Source organism: Trichlorobacter ammonificans, from assembly GCF_933509905.1.
Taxonomy (GTDB): Bacteria; Desulfobacterota; Desulfuromonadia; order Geobacterales; family Pseudopelobacteraceae; genus Trichlorobacter; species Trichlorobacter ammonificans.
In genome coordinates this window covers 234,475-252,988 of record NZ_OW150024.1, presented here as the reverse complement: position 1 = coordinate 252,988, position 18,514 = coordinate 234,475, and the positions used below count along the sequence as shown (strand labels likewise).

16 protein-coding genes are annotated in these 18,514 nt (G+C 62.3%); 4 read left to right on the top strand and 12 right to left on the bottom strand.

Annotation, left to right across the window (positions count from 1 at the left end; genetic code table 11):
• The 6 genes from RAK07_RS01010 to RAK07_RS00985 all read right to left on the bottom strand — a co-directional run bounded on the left by RAK07_RS01010 (position 1) and on the right by RAK07_RS00985 (position 6,217).
• The gene (locus RAK07_RS01010) at positions 1–330 is read right to left on the bottom strand and encodes an RNA recognition motif domain-containing protein (RefSeq protein ID WP_305731000.1); all 330 of its coding nucleotides are present in this window, start codon (positions 328–330) and stop codon (positions 1–3) included.
• Positions 293–625, bottom strand: a complete 333-nt coding sequence (locus RAK07_RS01005; RefSeq protein ID WP_305730999.1) for a YkgJ family cysteine cluster protein — start codon at positions 623–625, stop codon at positions 293–295. The genes RAK07_RS01010 and RAK07_RS01005 overlap by 38 nt, the downstream gene beginning before the upstream one ends.
• Positions 626–740: 115 nt before the next feature.
• Positions 741–2,135, bottom strand: coding sequence for an adenosylhomocysteinase (gene ahcY, locus RAK07_RS01000; protein WP_305730998.1), 1,395 nt, complete (start codon positions 2,133–2,135; stop codon positions 741–743).
• Between the two features lies 1 nt (position 2,136).
• Entirely contained in the window at positions 2,137–3,099 is a 963-nt protein-coding gene (locus RAK07_RS00995) for an ArsR/SmtB family transcription factor (protein WP_305730997.1), read from the bottom strand.
• A 144-nt stretch (positions 3,100–3,243) separates the two neighbouring features.
• Positions 3,244–4,875 carry a fatty acid--CoA ligase gene (locus RAK07_RS00990; protein ID WP_309550382.1) on the bottom strand — a complete coding sequence of 544 codons (1,632 nt, stop codon included), beginning with the start codon at positions 4,873–4,875 and terminating at the stop codon, positions 3,244–3,246.
• Positions 4,876–5,086: 211 nt separating this feature from the next.
• Positions 5,087–6,217: an aminopeptidase gene (locus tag RAK07_RS00985; RefSeq protein ID WP_305730995.1), complete on the bottom strand. Its 1,131-nt coding sequence runs from the start codon at positions 6,215–6,217 to the stop codon at positions 5,087–5,089.
• Between the two features lie 239 nt (positions 6,218–6,456).
• On the opposite strand from RAK07_RS00985, the gene RAK07_RS00980 reads away from it, so the two are divergent.
• A complete protein-coding gene (locus tag RAK07_RS00980; RefSeq protein WP_305730994.1) occupies positions 6,457–8,475 on the top strand; it encodes an FAD-dependent oxidoreductase in 2,019 nt (672 codons plus the stop codon).
• 62 nt (positions 8,476–8,537) lie between these two features.
• Entirely contained in the window at positions 8,538–10,973 is a 2,436-nt protein-coding gene (locus RAK07_RS00975) for a molybdopterin-dependent oxidoreductase (protein WP_305730993.1), read from the top strand.
• 77 nt (positions 10,974–11,050) lie between these two features.
• Here the strand turns inward: RAK07_RS00975 and larB are convergent, their stop codons facing one another.
• Positions 11,051–11,803, bottom strand: coding sequence for a nickel pincer cofactor biosynthesis protein LarB (gene larB / locus RAK07_RS00970; RefSeq protein ID WP_305730992.1), 753 nt, complete (start codon positions 11,801–11,803; stop codon positions 11,051–11,053).
• A gap of 292 nt (positions 11,804–12,095) precedes the next feature.
• Between larB and RAK07_RS00965 the strand changes: the two genes are divergently transcribed.
• Positions 12,096–13,379, top strand: a complete 1,284-nt coding sequence (locus RAK07_RS00965) for a 3-isopropylmalate dehydratase large subunit (protein WP_305730991.1) — start codon at positions 12,096–12,098, stop codon at positions 13,377–13,379.
• A gap of 38 nt (positions 13,380–13,417) precedes the next feature.
• Complete coding sequence (locus RAK07_RS00960; RefSeq protein WP_305730990.1) at positions 13,418–13,945, top strand: 3-isopropylmalate dehydratase small subunit; 528 nt, start codon at positions 13,418–13,420, stop codon at positions 13,943–13,945.
• 93 nt (positions 13,946–14,038) lie between these two features.
• Here RAK07_RS00960 and flgL read toward each other — a convergent pair whose 3' ends face one another.
• From flgL to RAK07_RS00935, 5 genes are read right to left on the bottom strand one after another with little or no spacing between them, the layout of a single operon-like run.
• Positions 14,039–14,956, bottom strand: a complete 918-nt coding sequence (gene flgL / locus RAK07_RS00955; protein WP_305730989.1) for a flagellar hook-associated protein FlgL — start codon at positions 14,954–14,956, stop codon at positions 14,039–14,041.
• Between the two features lie 14 nt (positions 14,957–14,970).
• On the bottom strand, positions 14,971–16,386 hold the full coding sequence (gene flgK / locus RAK07_RS00950) for a flagellar hook-associated protein FlgK (protein ID WP_305730988.1): 1,416 nt from the start codon (positions 16,384–16,386) through the stop codon (positions 14,971–14,973).
• Between the two features lies 1 nt (position 16,387).
• A complete protein-coding gene (locus tag RAK07_RS00945) occupies positions 16,388–16,885 on the bottom strand; it encodes a flagellar protein FlgN (protein ID WP_305730987.1) in 498 nt (165 codons plus the stop codon).
• Positions 16,882–17,265 carry a rod-binding protein gene (locus RAK07_RS00940; RefSeq protein WP_305730986.1) on the bottom strand — a complete coding sequence of 128 codons (384 nt, stop codon included), beginning with the start codon at positions 17,263–17,265 and terminating at the stop codon, positions 16,882–16,884. The genes RAK07_RS00945 and RAK07_RS00940 overlap by 4 nt, the downstream gene beginning before the upstream one ends.
• A 45-nt stretch (positions 17,266–17,310) precedes the next feature.
• Complete coding sequence (locus RAK07_RS00935; RefSeq protein ID WP_305730985.1) at positions 17,311–18,402, bottom strand: flagellar basal body P-ring protein FlgI; 1,092 nt, start codon at positions 18,400–18,402, stop codon at positions 17,311–17,313.
• Positions 18,403–18,514: the final 112 nt, after the last annotated feature.

Below are 18,514 nucleotides of genomic sequence, written 5' to 3'. Positions count from 1 at the left end.
TCAAGATTTCTGGCGGGCCCGGGAGCGGCGGGACCCGGGCTTCATGCCGGGTGACGGCCGCCCCGCCGGCCTGGTTGTCGTTTTCTGGGGATTGGCGATGCTGACCGTGATGATCCGGTCTCCCATCAGTGCTCCGTCCAGGCAGTCGATTGCTTCCTTCAACTGCTCCTCCGCCGCCATCCGGACGTAGCCGCACCCCTTGGACTTGCCGGTGGCCGGATCAGTGATGATATGGACCGAGGTGACCGTACCGGCCACGCTGAACAGGCGGCGCAGATCGTCGGCGGTTGCTTCATAGGGCAGGTGCCCGACATACAGTTCTTTTGCCATGGTGCCACCTTTCTGGTATTTCCGGCCTGGTCAGCAATTCCCAGCGGGAAAGCCGCTCCAGGGCCTCATCGGCGCCGGCGCCGCACATTTCCGGCGTGGGAGCAAGGCGGGCGCAGACCGCCGGCCGTGCCGCTTGTCCGAAGATACGGCATCGGTTGTCGGCCGTCAACTGCGCACAGCGCACACCGGCCGGTTTGCCCGATGGCATGCCGGGAATCGGAGAGGAGATGGAGGGGGCGATACAGCAGGCTCCGCAGCCGGGACGGCATGAATGCTCTACGCACGAGGCAACCATAGGTCATATCTCCCGCAATGCACATGGGTTAACTAACGATCGGTATTTGCACAAACCACCAAGGGGCGGAATCTGCCGACTCCGCCCCTTGACACTCACAACGCCTGCTACCGCATCAATAGCGGTAATGCTCGGCCTTGTACGGTCCTTCCACCGGCACGCCGATGTAGTCGGCCTGCTCCTTGGTCAGGGTGGTGAGCTGCACGTTCAGTTTGCGCAGTTGCAGGCGGGCCACCTTCTCGTCCAGATGCTTGGGCAGGGTGTAGACCCCCACCGGGTACGTGCCCGGATTGCAGAAGATCTCGATCTGGGCGATGGTCTGGTTGGCGAAGGAGGAGGACATCACGTAACTGGGGTGGCCGGTGGCGCAGCCCAGGTTCACCAGCCGCCCCTTGGCCAGCAGGATGATCCGGTTGCCGCTGGGCAGGATGACGTGATCCACCTGGGGCTTGATCTCTTCCCACTGGTACTGCTCCAGGGCCGCCACTTCGATCTCGTTGTCGAAATGGCCGATGTTGCAGACAATGGCCTGGTCCTTCATTTTCAGCAGGTGCTCATGGGTGATGACGTGGTAGTTGCCGGTGGCGGTGACGAAGATGTCCGCCTTGTCGGCGGCGTAGTCCATGGTCACCACGCGGTACCCTTCCATGGCGGCCTGCAGGGCGCAGATCGGATCGATCTCGGTGACCCAGACCTGGGCGGACAGGGCGCGCAACGCCTGGGCAGAGCCTTTGCCCACGTCGCCGTAGCCGCAGACCACGGCGATCTTGCCGGCCACCATCACGTCGGTGGCCCGCTTGATGCCGTCCACCAGGGACTCGCGGCAGCCGTACAGGTTGTCGAACTTGGACTTGGTCACCGAGTCGTTGACGTTGATGGCCGGGAAGGCCAACTCCCCTTTTTCGTGCATCTGATACAGGCGATGCACGCCGGTGGTGGTCTCCTCGGTCACCCCTTTGATCTCCTTCAGACGGGTGGAGTACCAGGTGGGATCGGTGGCCAGTTGCTTCTTGATGGCGGCAAAGAGGATGGTCTCCTCCTCGGAGCCGGGGTTGTTCAGCACGGAGCTATCCTTCTCCGCCTTGGTCCCCAGGTGCAGCAGCAGGGTGGCGTCGCCGCCGTCGTCCAGGATCATGTTGGAGAAGCCGCCATCGGGCCACTCGAAGATTTTGTGGGTGTACTCCCAGTACTGCTCCAGGGTCTCACCCTTGACGGCGAAGACCGGCACCCCGGCGACGGCAATGGCGGCCGCGGCGTGGTCCTGGGTAGAGAAGATGTTGCATGAAGCCCAGCGCACTTCCGCCCCCAGGGCGGTGAGGGTCTCGATCAGCACCGCAGTCTGGATGGTCATGTGCAACGAGCCGGTGATGCGGGCACCTTTCAGCGGCTGCGACGCGGCGTACTCCTCGCGGATGGCCATGAGCCCCGGCATCTCGGTCTCGGCGATCTTGATCTCTTTGCGGCCCCAGTCGGCCAGAGACAGGTCTGCTACGATGTAATCCTGTGACATGTTACGCTCCTTTTCGGTGTGATGTTTTTGTAGTGGTTTTTGTATGGTTCGTGCAGCCAACGACCAGAACAACGGATTCCTCTCCTGCTGTTCCCTCGATCCTCTCACCACCACACATGGTAAATCCGGCACCTCTCAGCCAGCCGGTCAGTTCCGTCTCGTCAAAGCCAAGCCACTGGTCGGCCAACTGCTCCCGGGCCGCCTCCCGTTCATGGCGGGCCAGATCGGCGATCAGCAGCAGGCCGCCGGGCTGGAGCACCCGCCTGATCTCCGCCAGCACCGCCGGCGGGTCGGCAGCATGATGCAGCACCATGTTGAGCAGTACGCTGCCGGCCGAGCCGTCCGGCAGCGGCAGGTGGGTCATCTCTCCCAGGCGCAGGTCGATGCCGGTAATGCCGTTGTCCGTCAGGCGCTGCCGGGCCTCTGCCAGCATGGCCGGGGAATGATCGACGCCGATAACCCTGTCGGCCCTCACGGCCAGCTCTGCCAGCAGACCGCCGGTACCGACACCGATCTCCACCAGGGTTCCCCCTTCCGGCACCAGGGTCAGCAGGTGACGACGATATTCCGGCACCGGCAGCAGGGTGCGGGCCAGGTCGTCCCACTGGCGGGCATGGCGGTCGAAGAACTCCCGGCTCCGCTGCCGGCGTTCCTCCAGCACCGCAGCCACGGCAGCCAGGTCCCGGCCCTGGTCCGGCAGTGTTGCCAGCTCCTGCTCCAGCACCGGCCGGATGGCGGCAAAGAAGCGGTTGTCGTCACCCACCCGGTAGTAGCTCCAGGTCCCCTGCCGCTTGACACCGAGGATACCGGCCTCGCTCAGGATCTTCAGGTGGCGGGAGATCCGGGACTGCCCCATCCCCAGGATGCGGGTCAGCTCCTGCACGGTGAATTCACCATGCAGCAGGATCGCCACCAGACGCAGACGGCAGGGATCGGCCAGGGCTTTGAAGGTATCAAGGGTCATCGCATCAACTTTTCCGAAATAAATAAATCAATTTTTCTTGATATATCATCCCGCCACCGGCCATGGCAAGCGGATTCTGGCGCATAAAAAATCCGGCACGGGAGTATCCCATGCCGGACCGGATGGCTGCACAACCGCCGGCACTTACCGCACGGCGTACTTTTCCCGCAGGGTTACCTTGCTGACCTTGCCGACACTGGTCTTGTCGATGGTCTCCACAAAGCGGACCCTGAGCAGCAGCACCTGCTTGTTAACCAGCCCGCGGTCGGCGTACTCCCGGACATGATGGGCGACATCCTTTTCCGTCAACCCGCTGTCGGGACGGGGCACCACCAGGACAAGGGGGCGCTCCCCCCATTTTTCGTCGGGGATACCGATGACCGCCACCTCGGCCACACCGGGCTGATGGGCGATGATATCTTCCAGCTCCAGGGAGGAGACCCATTCGCCGGCCACCTTGATGACATCCTTGCTGCGGTCGGTGATCCGCAGGTAGCCCAGCTCATCCCGCACCGCCACGTCGCCGGTATGCAGCCAGCCCCCTTCCCAGAGCCGCTCCGATGCCTTGGTGTCCTTGAGGTACCCCTGGGTCAGCCAGGGGGCCCGCACCACGATCTCGCCGGCGGTGACGTTGTCACGGGGTTGCTCCCGCAGGCAGCCATCCACGACCCGCAGGTCCACCAGCGGCAGGGAGCGGCCGGTCTTGCAGCGGATCAGCGCCTGCTCATCCGGCGAGAGTTCCAGCATCTCCGGGGTCAGGTGCGAGATGGTCAGGATCGGACAGGTTTCCGACATGCCGTAGCCGGTAAACACATCGATACCCCGGGCCAGCGCCTCAATGCAGAGGGCCCGGGACATGGCGGCGCCGCCGATGATCAGCTTCCAGCCGGACAGGTCCAGCCGCTGGCTGTGGGGGTGCTTGAGCAGCATATGCAGGATGGTGGGAACACAGTGGGAGAAGGTGACCTTTTCCCGCTCCACCAGCTCCAGCAGCAGATCGGGAACATAGCGACCGGGGTAGACCTGCTTGACCCCCAGCATGGTGGCGATGTAGGGAACCCCCCAGGCATGGACGTGAAACATGGGGGTGATCGGCATGTAGACGTCCCGGCAATGGAAGCGGCCATGCTCCAGGGCGGACCCCAGCACCCCCATGACCCCCAGGGTGTGCAACACCAGTTGCCGGTGACTGAAGTAGACCCCCTTGGGCATGCCGGTGGTGCCGGTGGTGTAGAAGGTGGTGGCGCGGCTCCGCTCGTCGAAATCGGGGAACTCGAACTCCGGCCGGGCAGCGGCCAGCAGGGTTTCATATTCGCCGGCAAAGGGGATACTGCTCTGCGGCGGGGCCGGTTCGTCGTTCAGCAGCACGTAACTTCTGACCGTGTCGATCCGTCCCCGGATCTGCTCCAGGATCGGCAGAAATTCGCTGTTCACCAGCAGCACGTCGTCTTCGGCGTGGTCGATGGTGTAGAGAATCTGTTCCGGCGATAGCCGGACATTGATGGTGTGCAGCACGGCGCCGATCATCGGCACGGCAAAGAAGCATTCCAGGTAGCGGTGGGAGTCCCAGTCCATCACGGCAACCGTATCCCCCGGCTTGACCCCCAGATCGGTCAGCACGTTGGCCAGCCGCTGCACCCGCTGCCGCAACTCGCCGTAGGTGTAGCGGAAAACATCGCGGTAGACGATCTCCTGTTTGGGGTTGTCCACCACGGGACAGAAGAGCAGGTTCTTGATCAGGAGCGGGTAGTCATAGGCGGATGGCAGATGGAACATGGCCTGGTCGGACACGGTGGCGACCTCCTCGGGGTCTGTAGAATGAACTGCACCTGCAACGGAACTGTCCTGATGAGAGCGGGTTATACCAGTTCCGGATCAAAGATGGATTCAAGGCGGCGAGGAGATCGGCCACGAAGGCGTACACGTAAGTCACGTTGAGGAGCCGATGACGAGCCAACGAAGAAGACGCTTTGCTATGGAACTGGTATTACACCTGCAGTCGGCCGTTATCGAGAATCACTTCCTCCGTGCCGTCCGCCATCTGCAGGGTCACGGTGGGCTGATAGAACACGTAATCCTCGTGAAACGGCGCCGCCACCGTCCCGCCGAAGCCGGTGTTGTCCCCCAGGGCCAGGTGGATGGTGCCCAGGATCTTTTCCGCCTCCAGCACGTTGTCGGGACGGCTGGCCTTGTCGTTGGTGCCGATCCCCAGCTCGGCCAGGTTGCGGCAGTTGGGATGCTCGGCAAACTTTGCCTCCAGACGCTGCCGGAGCGGATCGTCACCGTCGATCCGCACCACCCTTCCCTCGGCGATGGTGAGGGTAAGCGGGCTGGCCAGCTTGGCGGTAGGGCCCCACTCGATCACCATGACACCGTGGCTTTCCCCTTCCAGCGGTGCCAGGTACGCCTCGCCGGCCGGCAGGTTGCCGAAGGCGCCGTCAACCGTGAGCAGGCCGTCGTCCCCCTCGGCGTGGCGGCCCTTTTTGCAGATATGCATGGCCGTGCCGTTGGGGCACTCAACCGTCACCCACTCGGCACGGTTCACGGCGGTCACCAGCCGGGCGGTACGCTCGGCCAGGGCATGCCAGTCCACGGCCATGGAGGTAGCGAACATCTCGGGGTCGAAGTGGGGCAGGGAAGCGAAACGGGCGCCGGCATGGCAGGCCAGCTTGCGGAAGTTGGTGTGGCTGGTGGAGTTATTGGACAGCGCGATGACAATGTCGGCCACCTCATTGCTGGCGTCCGCCACCAGTTCCCGGGCCGCGGCCAGCCCATCCGGACCGATGCTTTTGGCAAGCAGCGGGGCCAGCAGACCGGCGGCCTCCAGGCGGTCAACGAGCCCGCTGCCGAACAGGGCCCGCCAGAGCACCACCGGAGGCTCCACACCGGAGGCACCGGTGGCCGAAAAATCAACGAATTCGCCGCTGCCGAAGGCGGTGGCGGCAAAGGCGGCCAGCTCCCGCGCCGTGGCGTGCAAACGACTGCGTCGATCGCGGTCAGCCTCGGCAATGCCCTCATCATCACGGATCAGATCACTGAACACCAGAATCCGCTCTCCCGGCCGATACCCCATATTCACGGTAAACAGAGAACTGAACGCCGTATCAAGCTTGGTCATGGCACACGCCTCCCCATTTCTTCTCGCTAGTGGACACCTGTCGAAATTCATCTATAGCACGGATATGGTTGTCCCGACCACGCCAGACAGCACTGATTACCACTATTTTTCCCTTGATTTCAAGGGAATGGTTATGGTAAGCAGGCATACTGTATACAATTTTTCAGGGTTCGTTTGCCTGTTAAATTAAGCACTTAAACTACTGATATGATTCGTTTTTTGTTTTTTCGGAGGTGCGTGTGGCACAGGTCGTTTTTTCCACGTGGGGTAGAAAGGTTGTCGATAACAGGAATCCGTCCGGAGAGACGACAGACGTTGCCTTCCGCCTGCCGGTGGCCTTTGACGGCCAGCAGCCGCTGCGTGCCTTCATGGGCTGGGACGGCCTGATCGTCTTTGACAAGGATGTCGATATCCCGGCCATGACCGCCGAGTACATGCAGCGGGTACAGACCCTCTACTGTTGCGGCAAGTGCACCCCGGGCAAGAAAGGGACCAAGGTGCTGGCCGACCTGCTGCAGAAGGTGGTGGCCGGCTCCGCCCGTGAGGCCGACCTGGACCAGGTGGCCGATCTGCACGCCCTGCTGCAGAACTGCAAATGCACCCTCTGTCCCAGCGCCACCCAGCCGGTGCTGGATGCGGTGCAGCACTACAAGGACGACTTCCTCGCCTGCCTGAGCGGCAGCCGCCCAGCCAAACCGGGCAGGTACCTGCACAAGCTGACCGCCCCCTGTATGGACCGCTGCCCCTCCCATATCGACATCCCCAAATACGTGGAGGAGATCAAGAACTACCAGTTCTCCGAGGCCCTGGCCACCATCCGCGAGAGCATGCCGATGCCGGCGGTCTGCGGCCGGGTCTGTCCCCATCCCTGTGAATTCGCCTGCCGCCGCAAGAACGTGGACGACGCCATCAATATCATGGTGTTGAAGCGCTCCGCCTCCGACTACGAATGGATGCACAAGCTGACCCCGCCGATGCAGCCCAAGCCGAAGAAGAACAAGACCGTCGGCATCGTCGGCGCCGGCCCCGCCGGTCTGGCGGCCGCCTACTATCTGGCCCTGGAAGGGTATCCCTGCACCATCTACGAAGCACTGCCGGAGGGGTTCGGTGGCGGCATGGTGGCGGTGGGCATCCCGGCCTACCGGATGCCGCGGCACCTGTTGCAGCGGGATATCGACATCATCCAGTCCATGGGTGTGGACATCGTTTATAACTGCCGCGTCGGCAAGGACATCTCCCTGCCGGAACTGAAGGCAAAGCACGACGCCGTCTTCCTGGCCCCCGGCGCCCACCGTTCCAAGCCGATGGGGGTTGAAGGAGAGGACAAGGGCTACAAGGGGTTCCTCTCCGGCGGCATCGACTTCCTGCGGGAGGCCTACATGGGCCGCCCCACCGGCATGGGCAAGAAGGTCTGCGTGGTGGGGGGCGGCAACACCGCCATCGACTGTGTCCGGGTGGCCCTGCGGGAAGGAGCCGAGGAATCGATCCTGCTGTATCGTCGCTCCCGCAAGGAAATGCCGGCCGATGTCTGGGAAGTGGACGGCGCCGACGAGGAAGGGGTCAAGTTCGAGTTCCAGGTGCTGCCCACCAGGATCATTGTTGACGACAACCAGCAGGTGACCGGCGTGGAATGCGTACGCATGGCCCTGGGTGAGCCGGACGCCTCCGGGCGCCGCCGTCCCGAACCGGTGCCGGGCAGCGAGTTCGTGGTGGAGTGCGACACCGTCATCCCGGCCATCGGCCAGGACCCGGACCTGGGCTTCATCCCGCCGGATATGGGGATCGACATCACCAAATGGAATACCGTGGTGACCAAGTACCTGCCGCTGAAGGATGCTGCCGGCAAGTCTTTGAACGACAGCATGGGCAACCCCCTCTCCCGCACCCTGATCACCGACTGCGACGGCGTCTTTGCCGGCGGCGACGCCGAAATCGGCCCCTTAACCGTGGTGGCCTGCATCGGCAACGCCCACCGTGCCGCCAACGTCATCCAGCGCTACCTGGAGGAAGGGAAGGTCTACCTGACCGAACAGGAGGTTTTTGAAGACCTGCTGACCTATCTGGGAGTCTACGACAAGAACGAACAGGTCCCCTGGCTGGACTCGGCGGCCCGCGCCAACCAGAAAGAGATCCACGGCAGGGAGCGGGCGTCCCAAGGGAACTACAACGAGGTCGAACTGGGCTTTGCCGACTCCATCGCCCAGGCCGAGGCCGATCGTTGTCTGCGCTGCTACCGCATGGCGATGGTTGCCCTCTAAACGCGACGATGTTTTCGCCCCAAGCCGGAACAAACAAATTTCACCAGCATAGGAATTGAGCAATGGCACACACTGAATGCTGCGATACCAATACAACCATCACCCTGACCATTGACGGCAGCGAGGTGCAGGTCCCTGCGGGAACCACCATTCTGGATGCGGCCCGCAAACTGGGAATTAGCATTCCCACCCTCTGCTGGCTGGAGAAGATTTCCACCACCGGCGCCTGCCGGGTCTGCGCCGTGGAAGTGGAAGGGGTGGCCCGTCCCATGACCGCCTGCAACACCCCGGTCAAGGAAGGGATCAAGGTCACCACCCAGTCCCCGGAGTTGGAGAAGATCCGCCGCAAGACCATGGAACTGATGCTGGTCAACCACCCGCTGGACTGTCCGATCTGCGACGCCGGCGGCGAGTGCGACCTGCAGGACGCCTGCTATGCGCTGGGGGCTTCCCGCCAGGAATACGCCGCCGACCTGGAGCGGCTGCCGATCCGCTACGACTGGCGCCTGCTGGAGAGCGACCCCAACCGCTGCATCCTCTGCGAGAAATGCGTCAAGGTCTGCCGTGAAATCACCGGCGTTGCCGCCATCGAAACCCAGTCCCGGGGCGACCGGGCCGTGGTGGAAACGGTTTCCGGCAAGCCGCTGGACTGCGACTTCTGCGGGAACTGTATCGCCGCCTGTCCCACCGGCACCCTGATCAGTAAGCCGTTCAAGTTCATGGGGCGTCCCTGGGCTTTCGAGGTGAAGGAAAGCATCTGTGCCTTCTGCTCCACCGGCTGCCAGATCGAATACCATGTCAAGGACGGCACGGTGGCCCGGGTCACCAGCCGGGACAGCGGCTACAACAGTGGCAACCTCTGCATCAACGGCCGCTTCGGCTACGGCGCCTTCAACGCACCGCAACGTCTCACCGCGCCGACGCTCCTCGATGCCGACGGGGCACGCAAGCCGGCAACCTGGGATGTCGCTCTGGCCACGGCGGTTTCCGCCATCAAGCAGGTCATCACGACGCACGGTGCTGCAGCGGTGGCCGGTATCGCCTCCCCCCGCGCCACCAACGAAGAGAACTACCTGTTCGCCAAGCTGATCCGGGAAGCCGTCGGCAGCCCGAACCTGGATTCCGAGGCCCGGCTGGGTTACGCTCCGGCCCAGGCCATTCAGGAACGGATGCTCGGCGTCAGCGGTGCCACCGCCACCATGGATACCCTGGAGCAGGCCGGCTGCATCATTGTTCTGGGGAGCGACCTGAAGGCCGAGTCGGCCGGTTTCGGCTACCGGGCCATCAAGGCCGCCACCAAGCATGACGCCAAGCTGGTCATCGCCAGCGCCCGTCCCACCTCCCTGGACGGTTTCGCCAACAGCACCCTGCGCTACAAGGCCGGTTCCGAAGGGTTTGTCGCGCTGGGGCTGGCCAAGGCATTGCTGGCTGCGGGACGCCAAGTGCAGGCAACGGGCCTCGATTCGTTCTGCCAGTCCGTAGCTGCCGTCACCTCTGATCAGATCACCATGGCCACCGGCCTGACCGAAGCAGACTTCAATGACGCCGTCTCCTTTGTCAAGGGGCCGGTTGCCGTCATCTACGGCCATGAGTTCATGCGCAGCACCGATGCCACCGCCGCAGTGACCGGCGCCGTCAACCTGGCGATCCTCACCGGTGCATCGCTCTTCCCGATCGACGAGAAAAACAATACCCAGGGACTGCTGGACGCCGGTGTGGCACCTGCTGCCGGCGGCCGGGACCTGCCCGGCATCATCGATGCCATCGAAAAGGGTGACCTCCGCGCCCTCCTCGTCATGGGGAGCGACTTGCTCCATATCCTGCCGAACCGGGCTCGGGTGGAAGCCGCCCTGAAGAAGCTGGAATGTCTGGTGGTGCTCGATCTGTTCCCCACGGCCACGGCCCGGTACGCCCATGTACTGTTGCCTGCCGCCACGGCGGCAGAAAAAAGCGGCACCTTCACCACCGTGGACCGGCGGGTGCAGGCCTTCACCGCAGCGGCCTCACCGGCCGGCGAATCCCGTCCGGACCTTGTCATTCTGGGCGACCTGTACGCCCGCCTGACCGGCGGTGCCGCCCCCAGCCTTGCCGCTCTGCGCCAGGAAATGAATCAACTCGCGGCCAGACCGGCACCGGTGGCAACGCCGGCACTGGTACCGGTGACGCCGGTTGCCTCCTCGACGGCCTCCACGACCTTGCTGCTGGCACCGGTCATCCGTCACAACGGCAGCTACTCCAGTTGGTCGGCCAACAACCGGCTGGTGGCGGGTGAGGCGGTTGCACTGCTTTCCGCCGCTGATGCCGGCAGAATCGGCGTTGTCGACGGCAACGTCGTCACCATCTCTGCCAACGGCGGCTCCGTGACCCTGCCGGTGCAGGTGCTGCCTGCCATGCCGGCCGGCCTGATCGTGGCACCCTCCCACTTCCCCGAGGCCGAGCTGAACCGTCTGTTCATCACACCGGCCGCCACCCTGGCGGTCACCGTGGCAAAAAGCTGACCCGCAGCCTCCGCGGGAACTTGATGCACAAAAAACGCCGCGTCTGACGCGGCGTTTTCGTTCAGGCAACGCTCCCGCTAGGCCCGGTTGATCAGATGCGCCGCGCAGGCGGCGCCGAATCCATTGTCGATGTTCACCACCGTCACCCCGCTGGCACAGGAGTTGAGCATCCCCAGCAGGGCCGCGACCCCCCCGAAGGCAGCGCCATACCCGACCGAGGTTGGTACCGCGATCACCGGCCGGTCCACCAGCCCCCCCACCACCGACGGCAGCGCCCCCTCCATCCCCGCCACCACGATCAGCACCGTGGCGGAACGGATCAGTTCAAGCCTCGCCAGCAGGCGATGGATGCCGGCCACCCCGACATCGAACAGCTCTTCGACCCGATTCCCTAAAAAGCGGGCCGTTACCACTGCTTCGGCGGCAACGGGAATGTCGGAGGTCCCGGCAGAAATGACCAGGATCGTTCCGCGCCCCTCGTCCCGGGACGGCAGCGACGGTTCAAGGGTCAGGCAACGGGCCGCACCATGGTGTACGGCAGCGGGAAACTCCCTTAGCAACGCTTCCGCCTGCTCATCCGCCAGCCTGGTGACCAGAACGGCGCTCCCCCGTCCCTGCATGGCCTGCATGATCCGGCTGATCTGCGCGACGGTTTTTCCCTGCCCGAAGATGACCTCCGGCTGCCCCTGCCGCAACTGGCGGTGATGGTCAACCTTGGCCATGCCGAGGTCTTCAAAGGGGAGGTGCCGCAGCCGCTCAACCCCGTCCATGACATCGAGGCGTCCTGCCCGTACCTGCTCCAACAGTTCGACGAGCTGCTTCTCCTGCATCTAGTTCCTCCTCAACCGTTTTCCTGTACGCCTCCTTATATCACACCGGAGGGCCGACCGGGACGCCTGATTCCACTTTCACCGCACGGCGGCGAAGAAACTCTCGGCGCAGGCGTACGCGGCGACAGGTCGAGGAAACGATGACGAACCCACGAAATGATATCTTTGATGCTGAGTCGGCATAATCTGTTTAAGCTCCCGAAAACAGTATGTTACCGCACCAAAGCAGTGGACTTCGCCAGCCGCTTCTGGTATGTAAATTTAATTCTGATTATGTGAAAGGAAGGTTTGTATGGGCAAGACCACTGCTGAAAAAATTTTCGCGGCCCATTTGGTGGATGAACCGTTCAGCGGCACCAAGGTGCTGCGGCTGGACGTTGTCCTGTGCCATGAAATCACCACTCCCATCGCCATTGTCGACTTGGTGGAGCGGGGTAAGGACCGCGTATTCGATCCGTCCAAAATCAAGGCGGTTATCGACCATGTGACACCGGCAAAGGATTCGAAAACCGCGACCCAGGCCAAGATTCTGCGCGACTGGGCCCGTCGCCAGGGGATCAAGGATTTCTTCGACGTGGGAGCCAACGGCGTCTGCCATGCCCTCTTTCCCGAAAAAGGCTTTATCCGCCCCGGCAACACCGTGATCATGGGGGACTCGCACACCTGTACCCACGGTGCCTTCGGCGCCTTTGCCGCCGGCGTCGGCACCACCGACCTGGAGGTTGGCATCCTCAAAGGGGTCTGCGCCTTTCGTGAGCCGAAGACCATCCGGGTCAATGTGAACGGTGAGCTGCCGAAGGGGGTCTACGCCAAGGATGTCGTACTGTCCCTGATCGGCCGCATCGGCGTCAACGGCGCCACCGACCGGGTGCTGGAGTTCCGCGGCTCCACCGTGGACGCCATGACCATGGAATCCCGCATGACCCTCTGCAACATGGCTATCGAGGCAGGCGGCACCTCCGGTATCTGCATGCCGGACATGACCACGGTTGACTACCTCTGGCCGTTCATCCAGGGAGAGTTCGCCTCGCGGGAGGCGGCGCTGCAGGAGTACTCCCGCTGGTGCTCTGACAGCGACGCCGTCTACGAGCAGACCATTGAAATCAATGCCGCCGAGCTGGTGCCGGTGGCCACCTTCGGCTACAAGCCCGACCAGGTCAAGCCGGTGACCGATTTCGACAATGCCCGCCTCGATCAGATCTACCTCGGTTCCTGTACCAACGGCCGCTTGGAGGACCTGCGCATTGCCGCCCAGATTCTGAAGGGACACACACTGGCCGACAACGTCCGGGGTATCCTCTCCCCCGCCACGCCGAAAATCTACCGCGATGCCATGAAGGAAGGGCTGATCGATATTTTTCTGGATGCCGGCTTTTGCGTCACCAACTCCACCTGTGGCGCCTGCCTGGGGATGAGCAACGGCGTGCTGGCCGAAGGCGAAGTCTGCGCCTCAACCACCAACCGCAACTTCAACGGCCGGATGGGCAAGGGGGGCATGGTGCACCTGATGTCGCCGGCCACGGCCGCGGCAAGCGCCATCGAGGGCAAGATCGCCGACCCACGCAACTACCTGTAAGGGGCATCGACATTACAATCCAGCTAAGGAGCTGACATATGAAAACCTTCGGCGGGCCGGTCCTGTTTCTGGACCGCAGCGATATCAATACCGACGAGATCATTCCGGCCAAATACCTGACCGAGATCACCAAGCAGGATCTGCAGCCGTACATTCTGGAGGACTTGAAACTGGAGGGGTTCGACCCCAAGGGGGAGAAACTGAAGCATGCCCGCGTGGTGGTATCCCGCGCCAATTTCGGCTGCGGCTCCTCCCGCGAGCATGCCCCCTGGGTGTTCGAGGTCAACGACATCACCTGCGTGGTGGCGGAGTCCTTCGCCCGCATCTTCCGCCAGAACATGTTCAACTGCGGCATGGCGGCAATCGAACTGCCCAAGGCCGACCTTGACCAGATCTTCTCCCATGCCGCAGACGCCGATGCCGCCATGAGCATCGACATCGCCGCCCAGACCCTGACCGTCTCGGGAGGAGGCAAACAGCAGACTTTCTCCTTCGAGCTCTCACCCTTCGACAAGGCGCTGGTCATGGCCGGCGGCTGGGTAGACTACGCTGACACCAAGTACTGAGTCAGCCCTGTTTCTCCGGTGAAACAACGAGCCCCCCACCCGCAGTGCGGTGTGGGGGGCTCGTTGTTTCAGAGCGCTGGGTTTGTCGCCGCGTCAGAGGTAGTCGAGCAGCGACATCTGACTGATCTTCGCGGTGGAGGAAAGGGTTGCTTCAAAGGCGGCCTTCTGCTGGCTCAGCTCCACTCCCAGCTTGGCATAATCGGCATTCTGAACGTTGCTGAACACCGTTTCCAGCGTATTTTTGGTATTGTCCAGCATCTTGCTCATCAGGTCCAGGCGCTTGACCCGGGTGGCTGCAGTGACCTGGGCAGTCTGAATCTGCTGGGCGCCCTGCTCCATCAGGTTGGCGTAGGTCGTCCGATCGCTTGCGGAGATCGGGCCCGCTTTCAACGTCGCGATCAGCGTATCCAGTTCCTTGAGAATATCAACCCGGGCCGGCGGGGGCGTTCCGCCGCCGAGAACGTCGCTCCCCGGAATATTCATGGTTTCAGTTGCATTGAAATCGATCTGCACTTTGGTGACAGCACTGTTTCCCTGATAGTCGCCGGCCACGGGCGGATCCTGTACCGCCCGGTTGTAGGGCTGGGTTGTCGTGTCGGTACCGGAGAAAATATACTGATTTTCAAGTTGCGTATTGCCCATATCCGCCAGCTGCTCACGCATCAGCGTCAACTGATAGGCGATGTTATTTCTGGTGGTCGGGTCGTTGTTGTCGATCGGGATGGTGCCGATCAGCGACTTGACCTCTTTCATGGTGGCCGCCATACCGTCCAGGGTGGTGGAGGTCATCTTCAGCCAGATATTCGCCTTGCTGATGTTGCTCCGGTACTGCTCGTTGGCGCCAAAGCGGTCGTTGATCCCCACCAGCAGCCGTGCCATGACCGGATCGTCGCTGATGCGGTTGTAGTTTTTCCCCGAGGCGATCTTTTCCTGGATGCTGTCCAGCAGGGCACGGGAGGTCTGAATGTTATGCAGCGAATTATTGATCGTTATGTTGGGAGTAATACGCATCGGGTCTTCTCCTGTTAGCGCATCATGGCAATAACCGTGTCCATCATTTCCGTGGCGGTGGTGATCAGCCGTGCCGACGCCTGGTAGGAACGCTGGTACTTGATCAGGGCCGCCAGCTCCTCATCCAGGGAGACACCGGAGTTTGAGTCGCGCAATGTCTGCAGTTGCTTCATGAAGGCCGCATCCTGGCTGGTGACCGACTTGGCGGCCTGCACATCGAGCCCTATTTGAGCAACCAGGGTCTTGTAGCTGGACGAGTAGTTGTTGACCTTTGAATTCAATTGCGCAATGGCCAGGGCGTTGCTGCTGTCGCCGCTGAAGTTGCTGAGTGCGGCGGCGATGTTTGCCGGCGCTCCCAGAACATTGCTGTCCAGGCTGATCGTTGCCGCCGTTGTCCCGGCAGAGTCGAAGAAAAGGCCGCCGGCGGCACCGTTCAGATCATAGGTGGGGCGCCCTCCCGTGCTGACGTGCAGGCCATTGACATCGCTCACAATCGAGTTGGCCAGCGTGTCCAGATCGGTGAGATACCCCTGCAGGGTGGTATCCCGCATCACCAGGGTCGCTCCCAGCTTGCCGGTGGTTGGTGCGATGGTCACTGCAGCGCCACCACCGGTCGGCGTCAGCTGCACGTCGTGCTTTGTGGTGCTCAACGGATCAGGCAGGGTACCGTTGGCAACCAGGGTAAAGTTATTCACAACAGTGGAACCGCTGACCAGGCTATAGGTTCCGGTACCGTCGGTATAGGAAACATCCGTGGTACCGTCGGTGTTTTCCACGAAACTGACGGCAACGCTTTCGCCGAGCTGGCGGATCAGGTAGTCGCGCTGATCCCGCATTTCGTTGGCATTGCCGTGGATCAGCTCCGTGGTCTTGATCTGCCCGTTCAGATAGGCGATATCCTTCAGCTTGGCATTGATGTCGCTGGTCAGGGAGGTCAGGCTCTCGTCCTGGGTCACCATGGCATCGGTCAGGGTTCTGCTGGCATACCGAAACTGGTCGGTCAACATCTCCGCCTTGGACAGCACCGTCTGACGCTCGGCGGTACCGATCGGGTTCAGGGTAAGGTCCTGCCAGGCGTTGAAGAAGTCGGTTATCGCCGCCCCCAGCCCATCCTTGGCCAGTTCGTTGAAAGCCGGTTCCACCTGCTGCAGCACTTGCAGGGTGGTGGTGTTGTACCCCGAAGTGGTACCGGCATTGACCAGCTGTTTCTGCAGCAGGGCATCGTAGTACCGCTCCACGGTAGCAATCTTCACACCGGAGGCGAGCGGAAAGCCGTTGTGGGTTGTCGGCGGCGCCGTCTCCAGGATAACCCGCTGCCGGGAGTACCCCGGCGTATTCACGTTGGCAATGTTCTCGCTCATCACCTCCATGGCAACCTGGTGAATCCTGAGACCTGCACTGCCTATTTCAAATGCTGCACTCAATCCCATCTCATGCCTCCCGATTCACAATCATGGCACCGGTCTGCTCGGTACGGTACGCACCGTTGGCACCATACATGCTGGAGCTGTTCAGAATGCGGCTCAGAAAGCCCAGCGAGTCGTTGACGGTTCCCAGAAAACGCTCCAGCATGGCCCGATTCTGCTCAGCCAACGCCTGCAGTGCCATACCGACTTCCTGCAGTTGCTGCTGCAGCGAATACAGTGGCCGCGCCGCTTCTCTGGGGGCGGCAGCCAGCACCGCACCGAGCGTACTCCCGCCGGGCAGCCCGTACTGTCGGGCCAAGCGATCCAGCACGCTCCGCAACTCATCGGCTGTCCGCTTCTGACGCTGCATCACCTCTTCCTTGCCGGCATTGATCTGTTCCATGCGGGCGGTATCCAGACTGCTGATAGCCTCTTGTTCGCTCTGCAGCAGCAGCTGCAGCTGCGCACAGACCGCAAGCTGCCGTTCAAGGGCTGCCGTCATTTCCTGCAGCGCGTCGCTCACTGTCCGTCACCATCCGTACGCGTGGCGGGGCGCAGTGAAGGTTCTTCATAGCGCTTGAGCAACTCCTTCTCCACCATGGCGGCCAGAGATCCCGCTCCGCCTCGCTGCGCTGCTGTCGTTGCATACTCCTGATCCAGCAGATAGCGGTAGGTTTCTTCTGCCTTGCCACCGCCGGTCAGCTTATCTTCCGGCACTGTGGACCGCATCGCCTTGAGCATCATGCCGGTGAACATCGCCTCAAAATCACGGGAGATCTTTTTCAGCTCCTGACGCTTGGCTGCAGTGAGCGGTTCCCGAGCGGACGCGGCCCGCCTCGCGAGCTGTTCCGCCTTCTGATCCTGCACCACCAGATCGGGGGCTATGGTTACCGGACTATCCATGATGAGTATCCTATCGGCATTTCGTGACGATTTCTTCAGTCCGCTCTAAATGATGACCAGTTCGGCCTGCAGTGCGCCGGCGGCCTTGATCGCCTGCAGGATCGAAATCAGATCCCGGGGCGTCACACCCAGCAGGTTCAACCCCCGCACCACATCGCCGATGGTGTTGGCGTCGGGCATGATCGTCAGGCGTCGCACCTCTTCCTGCACCTTCATGCTGGTGTCTGGCACAACGACCGTTTCCCCTCCCCTGGCCAGGGGATTTGGCTGCGATACCTTGGGGGTTTCCTTGATGGTGAGCCCCAGATTGCCGTGGGAGATCGCCACGCCAGATATCTTGACACGGTCGCCCATGACGATGGTGCCGGTCCGCTCGTTCACCACCACGCGGGCCGGCGCATCCTGCACGACTTCGATGTTCTCCACCTGCGCGATGAAATCGATGGGACGGGCCGCATACTCGTCCGGTATCCGCACCACCACCGAGCCGGCATCGGCACTTGCCGCGCTGCCCGCAAACTGCTTGTTGATCGCCGCAACCATGCGGGATGCGGTGGTGAAGTCCGACTGGGCAAGATTCAGCCGCAGACTGGACTTACCGCTGAGCACGTTGGGCAGCTCACGCTCCACCAACCCACCACCGGCGATCCGGCCGGCCGTGGGGTGGTTTTTGCTGATGCTGGCCCCCTGGCCACCGAATGCGAAGGAGTTGGTCAGGACCGACCCCTGCGCCACGGCGTACACCTGATTATCGGCCCCCCTGAGGGGAGTCATGATCAGGGTGCCGCCGGCAATGGTCTTGGCGTCACCCAGGGAGGAAACCAGCACATCCAGTTTGCTCCCCTGCTTGGCAAAGGGAGGCAGTGTCGTGGTCACCATCACCGCGGCGACGTTCTTTACTTTGACGTCGTTACGATTGACCGTCACGCCCATCTTTTCCAGCATATTGACCAGTGACTGCACCGGAAACTTGGTCTGGTCGCTGTCGCCGGAGCCGTTCAGGCCAACGACGAGGCCATACCCCACCAGCTGGTTGTCCCGTACCCCGTCAAAGGAGGCGATATCCTTGACGCGTGCAGCATCCGCCGACATGGCACATCCCAGCAGTACCAGACATATACAAATGATTTTTTTCATCGTTGCTACCTCGCACATGGTACGAAACGAACGGTTCCGTGCCGGACGGCTCGACGGGGAGGGATGCCTTCACGGGCAGGCAGGTGGCGGAGAAGAAAGCCGGGCAACGGAT